The sequence below is a fragment of the Mesorhizobium sp. 01N446 genome (assembly GCF_056399285.1).
On the sequence record NZ_JBFTRA010000002.1, the window covers coordinates 631,590 to 647,360 of the forward strand.

Genomic DNA, 15,771 nt, shown 5'->3' on the forward strand with positions numbered 1-15,771 from the left:
TCCTTATCCCTGCGTCAGACTCCTGTGTATGCTCTCCGCGGCATCGCGGCCCTGCGCGACCGCCGAAACCGTCAGGTCATCGCCGCCAAAGATGCAGTCGCCGCCGGCCCAGACTTTCGCCAGCGAGGTGCGCCCTTCCGCATCGACCTTGATACGGCCGGCTTCGAGTTCGATCGCGGCGCCGCTGCCATTGAGCGCGGCCGGGACAAAACTCTGGCCGATGGCCTTGAACACCTGGTCGGCGACGAGTGTCAGGGTCTCGCCGGTGCCGGCAAGCTTGTCGCCTTTCAATGCCGTGTACTCGAGTTCGATGCCCGACACCTTGCCGGCCTCGGCGATCACCCGCTTCGGCTGCAGCCAATGGCGGATGGTGACGCCGTTGGCGGCGGCCAGATCCTGTTCGAACCCGGAGGCGTTCATGTGCTCCTGGCCGCGCCGGTAGCAGATCGTCACCTCCTCGGCGCCGAGCAGCTTCGACTGCACGGCGGCGTCGATCGCCGTCATGCCGCCGCCGATGACGACGACGCGGCGGCCAACCGGCAGGCCGGAGAGATCGCTGGCCTGGCGCAATTCGGCGATGAACTCCACCGCATTGGTGACGCCAGCGGCATCCTCGCCATCGGCGCGCAGCGCATTGACGCCGCCAAGCCCCATGCCGAGGAACACCGCGTCATAGTTGCGGATCAGGTCGGAGAGTTGGTAGTCGCGGCCGAGCGCCTTGCCGTTCTGGATGTCGATGCCGCCGATCGCCGTGACGTAGTCGACCTCGGCCTGGGCGAAATTGTCGACGCTCTTGTAAGCGGCGATGCCGTATTCGTTGAGGCCGCCGGCCTTCGGCCGCGCCTCCAGTATGGTGACGTCATGGCCATGGCGGGCGAGCCGGTGCGCGGCGGCAAGGCCGGCCGGGCCGGCGCCGACCACGGCGACCGTCTTTCCGGTCGCTTCCGGGCGCGCATAGAACTGCTTGTTCTCTGCCATGGCGACATCGGTGGCGTAGCGCTGCAGGCGGCCGATCTGTACCGGCTTGCCTTCCGCCACCTCGCGCACGCAGACCTCCTCGCACAGCGTCTCGGTCGGGCATACGCGGGCGCACATGCCGCCAAGGATGTTCTGGTCGAAGATGGTCTTGGCCGAGCCGATCGGATTGCCGGTCGAGATCTGGCGGATGAACAGCGGAATGTCGATCGAGGTCGGGCACGCGTTCATGCATGGCGCGTCGTAGCAGAAATAGCAGCGGTCGGATTCGACCAGCGCCTCATGGTGATCGAGCGGCGGATGCAGGTCGGAGAAATTATCCGCGTACTGCTCGGCGGCAAGCCGCCCGCCGACGATACCTTCCTTGAACTGGCCTTCTGGCATTGTCAGTTCCCCATGTTTTCGTTTTGGGGAAGGCTAGCACGTTTTATTTTTTTATCAATTGGTCAATTTTCAGCGCAAGTCGCTGAAAAGGCTCGATAAAAACATGATTTTTTTACTCATGTTATGCTATGGAGGGCTGCTCTTGCCGAGATCGATGGTCCTCGCCGGCCGGCCGGCCATAGAGCGCCCGGACCTCGTCCGCCACCAGTTCCTGCAGCCGCCACAGATTGCGGTCATGGATGCCGAACGCTTCGAGGTGGCTGACCGTGTTGTAGAGATATTCCGCGCCCGAGCCTATATGGCCGCAGGCCCGGGCCAATATGCCGGCCACTCTGTCCAGTGGTTGGCCGAGCGACGTTCCCCGCCCCTTGACGCCAACCCAGAAACCCAGCACCCGCAGCCCGCCCTGCGCCGTATGCACCGGCAGCCAGCGGACCGAACTGACGCTCTCATGGTCGCTGATCTCGCGCCGCAGCAGCCTTTCGATCTGGGCCGGCTTTTCGCCCTCCGGCAAGCGGTAGATCACCCCGTTGCAGCGTCCGCCTCGTTCGAGCGCCATCATTAGCCCCGGCTGTGCGGCGCTGCCGCGCCAGCGCACCATGTCGAGGCAGAAGGAGCGGTGCCAGCCGAACGCCGTGGCGAGCCGTTGCTCGACCGATTCGAATTCCGGTTTCCAGATCAGCGAGCCGTAGGCGAACACCCAGAGCGGCCCCTCGTCCGCTTCCGCGGAAAGCCGTATTGCAAGCGTCCGGAAATCCTCGTCAGTCAGCTCGGTCCAGCTCGGGTCAGGGCCGGGATCGGCTTCTTCCCTGTGGCACAGTGCGACAAGCTCAGGCGTGAGCGACATCTGGCGTGGCAGCGACATCTGGCGCATGAACAACCCCCTTGCCGTACAGAAATCGAAAAACGTGGAATACGCAACCGGGGAACGCATGTCATGGACAAGGCATTATTGTGCGGGCGGTTGTCGGATGTCCGCCTCCAGGATCGTCCTGCGGTGGATCGGACAACGATCGATGCTGAACGGTGAGGAGACCGACCATGCCGAAATCCCCAATGCCCTTCTTCTGGTACGAGCTGATGACTTCGGACCTCGACGCCGCCGAGGCCTTCTACACCAAGGTTGTCGGCTGGACGGCGCAGCCCTTCGACAAGGCGCCCGGCATGCCGCGTTACATCGTCATGAATGTCGGCGAGCGCGGCGTCGGCGGGCTGATGACCATGCCCGAGGATGTCAAGAAGATGGGCGCTCCACCGGCCTGGCTCGGCTATATCCACACCAAGGACGTGGACGCCTCGACGAAATCCCTGAAAGCCGCGGGCGGCGGCGTCCACTGTGAACCCAGCGACATTCCGGGTGTCGGCCGCTTCGCCGTCGTCGCCGACCCGCAAGGCGCGACCTTCATGTTCCTGCAACCCAACCGCCCCGACCAGCCCGTTGTGCCGGCCAGCACGCCCGGCCATATCGGCTGGCACGAGCTTTACACCAGCGACTGGAAGGCCGCGTTCGACTTCTATTCCGGCCAGTTCGGCTGGGCCAATGCCGGCGATTTCGACATGGGCCCGATGGGCACCTACCAGACGTTTACCGCCGGCCCCGAATCCGGCGGTGGCATCATGAACAAGCCGCAGCAGATTCCGGTTCCGGTCTGGCAGTTCTATTTCAACGTCACCGGCATCGACGCGGCGGCGAAGCGCATCACCGACAATGGCGGCAAGATCCTGATGGGGCCGATGGAAGTCCCCGGCGGCAGCTGGATCGTGCAGTGCCAGGACCCGCAAGGCGCGCATTTCGCGCTGATGGCGCCGGTGCGCTGACGGCAACTCCGCAGGCTCGAAGCGACGGCCTTTCATCGCACCACCGGTGAAAGGCCGCACCCTCTGCTTGGCCGTCTTACTCCGGCGTCAGCACCGCGACCTTCAGCTCGGCCTTTTTCGCGCCACTGAACTGGACAGTGGCCGGGCCGGCCGCAAGCTTGAAGCGCACGCTCTTGCGGATGCCGGGGCAGGTTTTCACACCGCTGTAGCCCGCCGACTTGATGGCCTTGCCGTCCTGGATGACATCGATCCAGGCCTCGCCCGACAGGCTGATCTGGATGGCGCCTTCGGCCGGCACGTCCACACTGGCGACAGCACCGAACGTGCCCTCTGCCGGCGCGCGCTCGGGGGGCAGCGTAAAACCGGCTTTTTCCGCCGGAACCAATGCCAGGTCCGCGGCGGCGCCCACCGCCAGTTCCGCTCCAGCCGGCGTCGCGGGCGCCGCGGCAAACAGCGCCTGTTCCCGCGTCACAGGCCATTTGAAAGCCTCGCAGCCGGCGTCCTCGGCCATGGCGAGGCTGGTGCCTGCAAGGAGTGCGAATAGGCTGACGACGACTTTTTTCATGGCAAGGGAACCCACAGGTTTAGAGTGTCCATATCAATACAACCATAGCGATACAAATGCAACCCTGGCGAGAGTGATATGAAAGGACATACCGGGGAACATTTCCAATCACCGATTGTTGATGGCGCGCCATGGGAAGTGAATGGTCCATCGCCGGGCAACAATCTATGGCCGGACCGGGAGGGTGAAAATGGAGTTTCAGATGAAGCTTTTCGAAAGCCTCTCCCGATACCGACCGCAGGCGCTCGGCGTGCTGCGCATCATGACCGCGCTGCAATTCATCGAGCATGGCAGCCAGAAACTGTTCAACTTCCCCTTCAGCGCCCAGCCCCATACCCTCACCGGGCTGACGACGGCGGCCGGCATCCTCGAATTCGCGGGCGGCATCCTGCTGGCTCTCGGCCTGTTCACGCGGCCCGTCGCGTTCCTGCTGGCCGGCGAAATGGCGATCGCCTATTTCATGGCGCACATGCCGCGCGACTTCTTCCCGGCCAACAATGGCGGCGACGCGGCGATCTCCTTCTGCTTCATCTTCCTCTATCTGGTCTTCGCAGGCGCCGGCGCCTTCGCGCTGGACAATCGCGGCAAGGCCTGACGTCCCCGCGGGGATGAGCCATCATCCCCGCATCCGTTCGAAATTCGCATCGAACAGCGGTGCCGCCTGGATGCGCGCCGCATGGCGTTTGCCCAGCAATTCGATCTCGAAGCCGTCGCTTTCGTCGGCAATCTCCTTCGGCACATAGCCGACGGCGACCGATTTTTTCGAATGATGGGCATAGCCGCCCGATGTCACCCAGCCGCGCACCGTGCCGCCGAACCAGATCGGCTCGTCGCCGATGACGTCGGCATCGTCCGCGTCGACGATGAAGGCGCGCAGCCGCAGTTTGCCGCCTTGCTTGCGCTCGGCCAGCGCCGCCGCCTTGCCGATGAAATCGGCCTCCTTGCCATAGGCGACAAAGCGGTCGAGCCCGGCCTCGAGCGGCCCGTAGATCGGCCGGTATTCGCGCCCCCATGAGCCGTAGTTCTTCTCGAGCCGCAGCGCATTGAGCGCCCGTGAGCCGAACAGGCCGATGCCGAGTTCCGCGCCCGCCGCCATCAACGCATTGAATGCCGCGCGCTGGTATTCCGGCGCCACCCAGATCTCGTAGCCGAGGTCGCCGGTGTAGCTGACGCGGCCGACCAGGCACGGCGCCATGCCGATATCCATCCTGGCCATCGCCATGAACGGGAACGCCGCGTTGGAAACATCAGCGCGGCTGACCTTGGCCAGGACCTCCCGCGCTTTCGGCCCGGCAATCGCAAGGCCGGTGAGTTTCGCGCCCAGCGCCTCGATCCGGACCGAGCCGTCGCCAGGCAGATGCGCCTCGAACCAGCGCATATGGTACTGCTCGGCAATGCCCGAGCCGGCGAGGAACCAGCCATCGCCGCCTAGGTTGGCCAGCGTGAAATCGCCGATCAGCCTGCCGTCGTCTTTCAGCATCGGCGCCAGCGTCATGCGGCCGGGTTTCGGCAGTTTGCAGGCAAGCATACGGTCAAGCCAGGCCGCTGCCCCCTCGCCTGTTACCTTGTATTTGGCGAAGCTCGAAATCTCCGCCAGGCCAACGCCGTCGCGCACCGTCGCGACCTCCCTGGCGACATGGGTGAAATCGCTCGACCGCCGCCAGGAGAATTCGTCCTTCACGCCTTGCGGCGCGTACCAGAGCGGCACTTCCAGCCCATAGGCGACACCCCATTGCGCGCCCTTGGCCGACAACAGATCGTAGACGGGCGTTGTCTTGAGCGGCCGCCCGGCCGGCAGTTCCTCATTGGGGAAGCGGATCGAAAACCGCCTGGAATAGTTTTCGCGAACCTTGGCGTTGGTGTAGGCCATCGTCGCCCAGTCGCCGTAGCGCGCCACATCCATGGCCCAGATATCGGCGCCGGGATCGCCCTCGATCATCCAGTTGGACAGTGCCAGCCCGACGCCACCGCCTTGGCTGAAGCCAGCCATGACGCCGCAGGCGACCCAGAAGCCCGGCAGGCCGCGCACCGGCCCGACAAGCGGATTGCCGTCGGGCGCGAAGGTGAAGGGGCCGTTGATGATCTGTTTGATGCCGGTGTTCTGGAAGGCCGGAAAATGCCGGAAGCCGACCTCCAGCGACGGCGCGATGCGGTCGATGTCGGGCGCCAGCAATTCATGGCCGAAATTCCACGGCGTCTGGTATTCCGACCACGGCTTGTTGGCCTTCTCATAGGTGCCCATCAGCATGCCGCCGCGCTCCTGGCGCAGATAGAGCTCACCGTCGAAATCGACGGCGTGGATGATCTCCGTGCCGGTCTTGGCGTTCCAGTCGGCGACTTCCGGCATATCCTCGGTGATCAGGTACATGTGCTCCATGGCCAGCACCGGCAATTCGAGCCCGACCATGCGGCCGACCTCGCGCGCCCACAGGCCGCCGGCATTGACGACATGTTCTGCCACCACCTCGCCCTTGTTGGTGATGACGCGCCATAGGCCGTCGGGCCGCCGCACAATGTCCTCGACCTTGGTGAAGCGTTCCACCTCGGCGCCAAGTTTGCGCGCGGCCTTGGCATAGGCGTGTGTGACGCCGGAGGGATCGAGATGCCCGTCCTCCTTGTTGCGGACAGCGCCGACGAACTGCTTGGGGTCGAGCAACGGCATCAGTTCGGCCGCCTCTTTCGCCGAGATCACTTCCAGGTCGATGCCGAGATAGCGGCCCTTGGCGACGACACCGCGCAGCCAGTCCAGCCGCGCCTCGGTCGCGGCGAGCAGCACGCCGCCGGTCAGGTGCACGCCGGTCGCCTGTCCAGACAGTTCCTCGATCTCCTTGTAGAGGCTGATCGTGTATTTCTGCAGCTTGGCGACGTTGGGGTCGCCATTGATCGTGTGCATGCCGCCCGCCGCATGCCAGGTGGAACCCGAGGTCAGTTCGTCGCGCTCCAGCAGCACCACGTCGGTCCAGCCATGGCGGGCCAGATGGAACAGAACAGAACACCCGACGACACCGCCGCCAATGACCACGACCTTTGCATGCGATTTCATGGATTTTTCTCTGATATCAGTGAGTTGGATGGGTAAGTGGATTCAAGACGGGAGGCGTCACGGCTCGCCTTGCCCGATCGCTTCCTTGCGCCTGGCGACATAGGCCTCCAGCGCCTCGCGCACGGCGATGTCCATCGCCGGCTCGACATAGTCTTCCAGCGCCTTCTTCCACAGCCGCGTCGCACGTGCGGTGGCGTCGAGGCTGCCAGCCTCCTGCCAGGCTTCGAAATTCTGCCAGTTGGACAGCATCGGCTGGTAGAAGGCGGTGGCGTAGCGCTCCAGCGTGTGCGGCTCGCCGAAGAAATGGCCGCCGGTCGGCACCGCGCCCAGCGCCTCGACTGCCAGTTCCGCCTCGTCGACCACGATCGGCCGCAGGAACTCCATCATGTGCTGGATCATCTCGACATCGATGATGAATTTTTCGAACGACGCCGTCAGCCCGCCCTCCTGCCAGCCTGCGGCATGGTAGACGAGGTTGCCATGGCCGAGCACGGCGCCCCACAGCGCCATCAGCGTCTCATAGGCGCCTTGCGCATCCGCCGCGTTGGAGGCCGAGCCCGGCGTCGTCCGGTAGGGCAGTCCGTAGCGCCGCGCCAATTGCCCCGAAGCGATGTTGGCCTTGGTGTTTTCCGGCGTGCCGAAGGCCGGAGCGCCCGACTTCATGTCGACATTGGAGGTGAAGGCGCCATACATGACCGGCGCGCCCGGCCGCACCAACTGCGTCAGCACGACGCCGAACAGCGCCTCAGCGTTCTGCTGCGCCAAGGCGCCCGCCAGCGTCACCGGGCTCATCGCCCCCATCAGCGTGAACGGCGTCACCGCCACCGACTGGCCGAATTCGGCCATGGTCATCAGCCCCTCGGCCATCATCTCGTCGAAGCGGCGCGGCGAGTTGACGGAGATGATGGTGGCGATGCCCGGATCGTCGCGCATCTGGTCCAGCGTCAGACCGCGCGCGATCGCCATCATCTCGATGCCGTCCAGCGCCCTGCCCCGGCCGATCGCCGAGACATGGAAGCTTTTGTCGGTCAGCGTCAGATTGGTGAAATATGTGTCGAGATGGCGCGAATTTGCCGGCAGCTCGACCGGCGCGCAAACCTGGTTGCCGAGCATATGAATGCAGTTGAAATGCTGCGCCAGCCGGGTGAGATCGGCGTAGTCGCGCAAATTGCCGGCGCGGCGGCCGCGCTCCATGTCGTGCACATTGGGCGGCCCGGCKACCAGCGTGAAATTGATGGTGTTGCCGCCGAGATGGATCGTGTTGGCCGGGTTGCGTGGCGTCAGCGTGTAGTTGGAGCGCGTCGTCTTCAGCGCCTCGTCGACCATGCCGCGATCGATGCGGACATTGGCCGAGGCGTGATCGACCCTGGCACCCGCCTTCTCGAACAGCGACAGCGCCCGCGGGCTCATCACCTCGATGCCGAAATTCTCCAAGATATGCATCGAAGCCTGGTGGATCGCCTCGATCTGCTCTGGAGACAGCAGATCCATCGGCGGATAGGGATTGGTCACCCGCCTTTGCGGCAGCTGCGGGATGGGCGCCGGCCCCCGGTTGCTGGTGCGATCGGCGCCGCGCTTGCGTCTTGGTTCGTTCATGCCCGGCATCAAAGCCTCGGCCAGCCAGGCAAGCTGTCAGAAATACGCCGTTTGCGGGCGTGATTTTAGCCAAGGCGGCATTTGCGCAGCGTCACTGTATAAAAAGCGGCAGAAAGCGTCGGAATATCAACATGGCTTTTTCCTGCGCGCTCGCGCCGGCGAAGCGTTAACGGCGGCAGCAAGACTCCTTTTATGATTTCGGCCTATTGCTCACCCAATGCGTAGGTCGAGTTTTAGTAGAATTGTAGCGATTGGCGTGTTGCTGGCACTTTCGGCCTGCGCGACCGCGCCCAGTCACATCAACAATGTCTGTGCCGTCTTCGACCAGAATGACGGCTGGTTCGACAATTGGCAGTCGGCGGCCGAACGCACCGAGCAGAAATATGGCGTGCCGGTCCCGGTGCTGATGGCGACGGTGCGCAAGGAATCCGGCTTCAAGAGCAATGCCCGGCCGCCGCGCACCAAGCTGCTCGGTTTCATTCCCTGGAAGCACGTCTCTTCCGCCACCGGCTTCTCGCAGGCGCTCGACGGCACCTGGTCGCAATATCAGCGCGAAACCGGCAACTGGGCCGCGCGGCGCACCAAATTCGCCGACGCCGTCGATTTCGTCGGCTGGTATCATTCCAAGACCGCGGACACCTACGGCGTCGCGCGCAACGACACCTACAATCTCTACCTCGCCTACTATCTCGGCTGGACCTCCTATGGTCGAGGCAACCGCGGCGACGCCGGCGTGCAGGGCTATGCCCGGGCCACCGACAAGATGGCGCGGGACTATGCTGAACAACTGCGGCAGTGCGGCTCCTGATACCTGCCTAGGGTTAGTGCCGCTTCGTCGTGTCTTTCGGCTTCGAAACACCGGTTTCGGAAACCTCGTCGCGCACTTCGTGGCGACGGGCTCGCATGCCGGCCTCGCTTTGCTCCACGGCTTCCCCGATCTGGTCGGCTTCCGCGCTGCCCGTTTTGCCACGCGGCCGCTTGGGCGCCGATCCAGTCGGACCCGGTCCGCCGCCATGCGGCGCATTGTCCGGCACCCCCTCATGGGCTGCGTGTTCCTTGTCGAACTTGATCACCGGCTCCATCTTGGCCAGCACGTCGTCGGATAGCCAGCACAGGCTCATATGGCCATCGCCAAGATGCTTGACCGGCGGAACCTTGGTCTCGCACAGATTGTCCGGCACCAGCTTCTTGTAGCCGCAGCGTGTCTGGAACGGACAGCCGGACGGCGGGTTCATCGCCGAGGGGATGTCGCCTTCGAGCACAATGTGCTTCTTGACCACGCTGGTATCGGCGATCGGGATCGCCGACAAAAGCGCCTCGGTATAGGGATGATAGGGCGGCGCGAAGATCTGGTCGGTCGTGCCTTGCTCGACGATGTAGCCGAGATACATGACGACGACGCGGTCGGCTATGTAGCGCACGACCGACAGGTCGTGGCTGATGAACAGCATCGTCGTCTTGTTCTTGCGCTGAATGTCCATCAGGAGTTCGGTCACCGCCGCCTGCACCGACACGTCGAGTGCCGAGACCGGCTCGTCCGCCACCACCACCTTGGCGTCGCCGGCAAAGGCGCGCGCCACGCCGATGCGCTGCTTCTGGCCGCCGGACAGCTGGCGCGGCTTGCGGGTCTCGAAGGCGCGCGGCAGCTTCACCAGGTCGAGCAGTTCCAGCATGCGCTTGCGCCGGTCCGCGACCGTCTTGCCGACATTGAACTTCTCCAGCGTGCGGATGATCTGCGAGCCGACCGAATGGCTGGGATTAAGCGTATCGAACGGGTTCTGGAACACCATCTGGATCGACGACACGGTGTCGACGCTGCGGCTCTCGATGCCGGTCGACTGGATCTGCTTGTTGCCCAGCGTGACCGTGCCTGAACTCGCCGTCTCCAGGCCGAGCAGCACCTTGGCCAGCGTCGACTTTCCGCAGCCGGATTCACCGACGATGGCGACGGTCTCGGATTCGCGCGCCATGAAGGAGATGGTCTCGTTGGCCTTGACGACACGGCCCTCGCTCGAGCCGAACACCTCGCTGCCGCCGACCTTGTAGTATTTCCGCAGATCCTCGATCTTGAGCACCGGCGCGCCGGGCACGACGCGCTCATTGACCTTCTTGGCGCCGGGCGGCAGTGCCTCCCAGTCGATCTCGTTGAAGCGCACGCAGCGCGAGAAATGGCCCTCGTGGCCGGCGACCTCAATCATCGGGATTTCGGCGGCGTTGCAGACTCCCTCGACGAAATGGTGGCAGCGCGGACCGAAATTGCAGCCCTTGGGCCGCTCATGCGGCAGCGGCAGCTGGCCGGGGATGGCAATCAGCGGCCGCGAATTCTTGTCGGCGCCCGGCAGCGGGATCGAACGGAACAGCCCTTGCGTATAGGGGTGCCGCATCCGGTCGAACACGTCCTTGATCTTGCCGGTCTCCACCGCCTCGCCCGAATACATCACGGTGATGCGGTCGCAGGTTTCGAGGATGAGGCCGAGATTGTGCGACACGAAAATCATCGAGGTGCCGAACTTTTCGCCTAGCCCCTTGACCAGCTCGACGATGCCCGCCTCCACCGTCACGTCGAGCGCCGTCGTCGGTTCGTCGAGCAGAAGCAGCGCCGGCTTCGACAGCAGCGCCATGGCGATGACGATGCGCTGCTGCTGGCCGCCGGAGAGCTGGTGCGGATAGGAGCGCATCATACGCTCGGGATCGGGCAGCTTGACCGCGCGCACCATTTCAAGCGAGCGTTTGTAGGCCTCTTCCTTCGACACCTTGTCGTGGATCAGCGGCACTTCCATCAATTGCTGGCCGACCTTCATCGCCGGATTGAGGCTGGCCATCGGCTCCTGGTAGATCATCGCGATCTTGTTGCCGCGGATGGCGCGCAGCTCCTCCTCGGAGAGCTCGCCCATGTCCTTGCCCTGGAACTTGATCTTGCCGCCGACGATCTTCCCGATATTGGAGAGGTCGCGCATGATGCCCAGCGACACGGTCGACTTGCCGCAGCCGGATTCACCGACGATGCCCATCGCCTCGCCAGGCATGACCGTGCAGGAAAAATCCATGACCGCCGGTATTTCGCCCTTGCGGGTGAAGAAGGAGATCGACAGGTTTTCGATCTCGATGATCGGCTCTGCGGGATTTCGAACTGCCTCGTTCATGGGTCGCTCCAATCCAATTTTACCAGATGCGGGCCAGAGCCCGTCAATCAATCTTTCATCGATTGTTCACGCAGCGAGTCGGCCAACAGGTTGAGCCCCAGCACGAACGACATCAGCGCGATCGTCGGCGGCAGCGCCGGATGGATGAAGGAGCGCAGCAGCCGGCTGGCATCCTTGATCGCCGTGCCCCAGTCGGGGCTTTCCGGCGCCAGGCCGAGGCCGAAATAGCCCAGCGTGCCGAGCAGGATGGTGGTGTAGCCGATGCGCAGGCAGGCGTCGACGATCAGCGGTCCGCGCGCATTGGGCAGGATCTCCCACAGCATGATGTACCAGGGCGATTCACCGCGCGTCTGCGCCGCCGCCACATAGTCGCGCGTCTTGATGTCCATCACCAGGCCGCGCACGATGCGGAACACGCCGGGGCTGGAGGCAAACACCACCGCCACGAAGATGTTGAGCTGGTTGGGATCGATGTGGACGATGTGCAGCGGGTCCTTGTCGAACACCAGGCCCAGATAAATCCAGCCGCCGACGATCAAGGTGATGCCGAGCAGGATGTACAGCCGGTCGGGCCGGTTCTTGTAGCGCGTCCAGAACAGCACGCTGAAGAAGATGATTGGAAACAGGAAGAACACGCCGGCCATGGCATAGGGGATTGGCGTGTCCATGATGCCCGGCGTCACCAGCAGGTAGAACAGCAGGATCACCGGGAACGCCAGCACGAGGTTGGCCAGGAACGACAGTACGGTGTCGATCTTGCCGCCGTAATAGCCGGCAGGCAGGCCAAGCGTGATGCCGACCATGAGCGCGAAGCCGGTCGCCGCCGGCGCGATGATCAGCACGATCTGGCTGCCATAGACCATGCGCGAAAACACGTCGCGCGCCAGCTTGTCGCCGCCGAACAGATAGACCAGACCCGACTGCGGCTCGACCGCGCCCGGCAACACGTCCTTCATCACGGGGACCTGGGCCAGCGGATCGAAGGGCGAGATGGTCGCCGCGAAGATCGCCGTGAACAGCCAGAACAGGCAGATACCGACGCCGACGATGCCGACGCCGCTGTCGAACAGCTGTCCGTAGAGCGCGAGCTTCTTCTTGTAGGCGAAGCTCGCGCCCATGACGATGATGAGCGCGATCCACACCGGCCAGAAGCGCGACAGCACTTCGAGAACGACGGTGAAGGCACTGATATATTGGACCTGCATCCGCTTCGCCCCCTACTGAACTCTGATACGCGGATTGAGAAACGCGTAGCCGACATCGGAAATGAGCTGCGTGATCAAGACGATGAACACCGAGACCAGCGAGCAGCCGAGCAAAAGGTCGATGTCGTTGTTGCCGGCGGCCTCGACCAGCGTGTAGCCGAAGCCCTGGTAGCGGAACATCACCTCGACGATGACGACGCCGGTGAGCAGCCAGGGAAACTGCAGCATGATGACGGTGAACGGCGCGATCAGCGCGTTGCGCAGCGCGTGCTTGACCACCACGCCGCGGAAGGAAAGGCCCTTCAAGCGCGCGGTGCGGATATATTGCTGCGTCATCACCTCGACCATCGAGGCGCGCGTCATGCGGGCGATGTAGCCGATGCCGTAGATTGCCAGCGTCATCACCGGCAGGGTGAAATTGTAGAAGGTGATGCCCTGGCTCGCCGAGGCGGCGGAGCCGTTCAGCCAGCCGAGCCATGAGGCGAAGATGACGGTGAAGATGACGCCCGACACATATTCCGGTGTCGCCGTCGAGGCGATCGAGGCCACCGAAAGCACCCGGTCGGTTCGCGACCCCTCGCGCATGCCGGCCAGGATGCCGATCAGGAGCGATACCGGCACCATCACCGCCAGCACACAGAACATCAGGATGCCGGTGGCGCCAAGTGCCGGGAACAGCTTGGAGGCGACGGTCGTCTTGAACTTGGTCGAGCAGCCGAAATCCCCTTCGAGGACGCCGGCGAAGGTCGGCACGACCGGATCGTTGCAGAAAGTGAAACGCTGCGTCGGCTTACCCGTTGCCGGGTCGGTCACCGGCTGCTTGGGCAGCAGGCCCAGCCACTGTCCGTAGCGGGCGAAGAAATTCTGCCGGTAGCCATGGTTGACCAGCCAGTCCTCCAGCTGCTCGGCCGACGTGTGCATTTCGGTCTGGCTGATCGCCAGCTTCTTCAGATTGGGTTCGAGGTTGATCAGGAAAAAGACGATCATGGTCAGGCACAGCATCGTCAATGCCATGGTGCCAAGGCGCCTGATAATGAAGGAAAGCATGGCGGCCCCCTGCCGGTCTGGTTGGGGTTGGAGCCTATTGAAAAACCACTTCGGCCGCGATGGCGGAACTGGCTGTCAAACAAGCCCTCGGATGCAATCAACCCAGTTTATTGCACGACCTCGCCAGAGGAGTCCGCAACTTTTGCTGCGCCGACTTCTGGTTTTGGAATCATGCGGAGAGCGGGAGGAAGGGGCGAGCCGCCCCTTCCTCCACTTGGCCTGATCACGCCTGGTCGAGCCAGACCTTGCCGTAGTCACGCTCGAAGGTCGGATGCATCTTGTAGTTTTGCACCGCCTTGACCGAGTGGCTGTAGAGCTTGCGCCAGTAGGGCTGGATGATGATGCCGGAATCCTGCAGGATCTGCTCGATGTCCTTCATCATTTCCTTGCGCTTGGCCGCGTCGGCGACCGCAAGCGCGGCATTGAGCTTGGCATCCCAGTCGGGATTCGACCAGCCAGCCTCGTTCCAGGCCTCACCGGTGCGATAGGCGATGGCCAGAACCTGGACGCCGAGCGGGCGCATGTTCCAGTTGGTCATCGACAGCGGATACTTCGTCCAGTCGTTCCAGAACGTCGAGCCCGGCAGCACCGTGCGCTTCACCTTGATCCCGGCATCGCGCAGCTGGGCGGCGATCGCGTCGCCGGTGTTCTTGTGCCAGTCCTCGTCCACCGTGATCAGCTCGTGTTCGAAGTCGGCTTGGCCGGCTTCCGCCATCAGCGCCTTTGCCTTGGCCGGATCACGGGCAATCTTCGGCAGTTCGTAGTATTCCGGATGGATCGAGCAGACATGGTGGTTTTCGGCGACCGAGCCGGCATTGCCATAGCCGAGCTGCAGGACGACATTGTTGTCGACCGCGAGCTGCAGCGCGTTGCGCACCTTCTGCTCGCCATAAGGCTTGTTGTTGACGTTTGTGCGGCAGACGATGGTCGAAGCCGTGACGATCTCCGACTTGACCAGGTCCATCTTGTCGAGGATCGACACATAGTCGGCCGACGTTTCGAAATTGGTATGCACTTCGCCAGCCTCGAAAGCGCTGACCATGGCCGCCGGATCGGTGCCGTAGTCGATGAATTCGATGCCGTCGAGGAACACTTCGCCGTCCCACCACTTGTTGTCTTCGCGGCGCTTGTAGACGACTTTCTGGCCGACGTCGTAGGAGACGAGCTCGAATGGACCGGTGCCGATCGGGCAGGCCTTGAAGTCGCCGCCCTTCTCGTCGAAAGTCTTGTGGACGATCAGGCCGGGATAGTCGCACATGTTGGGGATCAGCGCGATGTCAGGCTTGCCGAGCTTGAGCACGACGGTGTGGTCGTCCGGCATGGTCACGGCGCTTTCGTCGAGCTTGTCATCCTTGACCAGCGAGCCGAGGCGGCCGGGCATCGAATTGCCTTCGGCCTTCTTGTCGGCCCAGCGCTTCAGGTTGAAGACGACATCAGAGGCCGTGAAGGGGTCGCCGTTCGACCAGGTCACGCCCTTGCGCACATGCAGCGTGTACTGGGTGGCGTCGTCGTTCACGTCCCAGCTTTCCAGCAGATAGGGGCGGAACGTATATTCGCTCGTGTACTTGACCAGCGGCTCGAGTGCCTGGCGTTCGGCATTGGCAATTTCCGACCAGTCGGCCTTGCGAGGATCCTTGGGATCCTTGATCCACTGCGCGACCTTCAGCGTGCCGCCTTTCTTGCCTTTTACCTCTTCCGCCCTTGCCGGCGTCGGATCGGCGAGACCGAGAAGGCCATAAGCCATCGCCGTCGAGGCGCCGAAGACGCTGGCCATGGCCAGAAATTCGCGGCGATCGACCTTACCTGCCTTGGCTTCTTCGGCCATGGCCAGGATGTGATCCGGAACGCGATCGCCATTACTCTTGTAGATCGTCATGACTAACTCCCATTGTTGGCTTTCCGCCGATTAACATTCCGCATCCAGGCCATCATGTCAAAGACAGCTTGGATTGGGAACATGTTGGAGAATGTGCAACTTTGAAAAGGGAGCGGTAC

At 63.3% G+C, this 15,771-nt stretch carries 13 protein-coding genes; 4 read left to right on the forward strand and 9 right to left on the reverse strand.

The window, feature by feature from the left end:
* Positions 1-3: 3 nt before the first annotated feature.
* Positions 4-1,359: an NAD(P)-dependent oxidoreductase gene (locus AC1DPX_RS11390; protein ID WP_477236618.1), complete on the reverse strand. Its 1,356-nt coding sequence runs from the start codon at positions 1,357-1,359 to the stop codon at positions 4-6.
* Positions 1,360-1,480: 121 nt separating this feature from the next.
* Entirely contained in the window at positions 1,481-2,233 is a 753-nt protein-coding gene (locus AC1DPX_RS11395; RefSeq protein WP_477236620.1) for a gamma-glutamylcyclotransferase, read from the reverse strand.
* Positions 2,234-2,400: 167 nt separating this feature from the next.
* On the opposite strand from AC1DPX_RS11395, the gene AC1DPX_RS11400 reads away from it, so the two are divergent.
* Positions 2,401-3,177: a VOC family protein gene (locus AC1DPX_RS11400; protein WP_477236622.1), complete on the forward strand. Its 777-nt coding sequence runs from the start codon at positions 2,401-2,403 to the stop codon at positions 3,175-3,177.
* A 76-nt stretch (positions 3,178-3,253) separates the two neighbouring features.
* Here AC1DPX_RS11400 and AC1DPX_RS11405 read toward each other — a convergent pair whose 3' ends face one another.
* Positions 3,254-3,757 (reverse strand): hypothetical protein, encoded by a 504-nt coding sequence (locus tag AC1DPX_RS11405; RefSeq protein WP_477236624.1) that lies wholly within the window; start codon positions 3,755-3,757, stop codon positions 3,254-3,256.
* A 187-nt stretch (positions 3,758-3,944) separates the two neighbouring features.
* On the opposite strand from AC1DPX_RS11405, the gene AC1DPX_RS11410 reads away from it, so the two are divergent.
* Positions 3,945-4,337, forward strand: coding sequence for a DoxX family protein (locus AC1DPX_RS11410; protein WP_202358989.1), 393 nt, complete (start codon positions 3,945-3,947; stop codon positions 4,335-4,337).
* 21 nt (positions 4,338-4,358) lie between these two features.
* Here AC1DPX_RS11410 and AC1DPX_RS11415 read toward each other — a convergent pair whose 3' ends face one another.
* Both AC1DPX_RS11415 and AC1DPX_RS11420 read right to left on the reverse strand, forming a co-directional pair.
* Positions 4,359-6,785, reverse strand: a complete 2,427-nt coding sequence (locus AC1DPX_RS11415) for a GcvT family protein (RefSeq protein WP_477236626.1) — start codon at positions 6,783-6,785, stop codon at positions 4,359-4,361.
* A gap of 57 nt (positions 6,786-6,842) precedes the next feature.
* Entirely contained in the window at positions 6,843-8,381 is a 1,539-nt protein-coding gene (locus AC1DPX_RS11420) for a trimethylamine methyltransferase family protein (RefSeq protein WP_477236628.1), read from the reverse strand.
* On the opposite strand from AC1DPX_RS11420, the gene AC1DPX_RS11425 reads away from it, so the two are divergent.
* Together AC1DPX_RS11425 and AC1DPX_RS11430 are read left to right on the forward strand one after the other, a co-directional pair.
* Entirely contained in the window at positions 8,380-8,577 is a 198-nt protein-coding gene (locus tag AC1DPX_RS11425) for a hypothetical protein (protein ID WP_477236630.1), read from the forward strand. The genes AC1DPX_RS11420 and AC1DPX_RS11425 overlap by 2 nt on opposite strands.
* Before the next feature lie 21 nt (positions 8,578-8,598).
* Positions 8,599-9,189, forward strand: coding sequence for a transglycosylase SLT domain-containing protein (locus tag AC1DPX_RS11430; RefSeq protein ID WP_477236632.1), 591 nt, complete (start codon positions 8,599-8,601; stop codon positions 9,187-9,189).
* 13 nt (positions 9,190-9,202) lie between these two features.
* Here AC1DPX_RS11430 and AC1DPX_RS11435 read toward each other — a convergent pair whose 3' ends face one another.
* The 4 genes from AC1DPX_RS11435 to AC1DPX_RS11450 all read right to left on the reverse strand — a co-directional run bounded on the left by AC1DPX_RS11435 (position 9,203) and on the right by AC1DPX_RS11450 (position 15,652).
* A complete protein-coding gene (locus AC1DPX_RS11435; RefSeq protein ID WP_477236634.1) occupies positions 9,203-11,524 on the reverse strand; it encodes a dipeptide ABC transporter ATP-binding protein in 2,322 nt (773 codons plus the stop codon).
* A gap of 47 nt (positions 11,525-11,571) precedes the next feature.
* Positions 11,572-12,729 (reverse strand): ABC transporter permease, encoded by a 1,158-nt coding sequence (locus tag AC1DPX_RS11440; RefSeq protein ID WP_202358984.1) that lies wholly within the window; start codon positions 12,727-12,729, stop codon positions 11,572-11,574.
* Positions 12,730-12,741: 12 nt separating this feature from the next.
* Positions 12,742-13,776, reverse strand: a complete 1,035-nt coding sequence (locus AC1DPX_RS11445; protein ID WP_477236636.1) for an ABC transporter permease — start codon at positions 13,774-13,776, stop codon at positions 12,742-12,744.
* Positions 13,777-13,999: 223 nt separating this feature from the next.
* Entirely contained in the window at positions 14,000-15,652 is a 1,653-nt protein-coding gene (locus tag AC1DPX_RS11450; protein ID WP_477236638.1) for an ABC transporter substrate-binding protein, read from the reverse strand.
* Positions 15,653-15,771 lie beyond the last annotated feature (119 nt).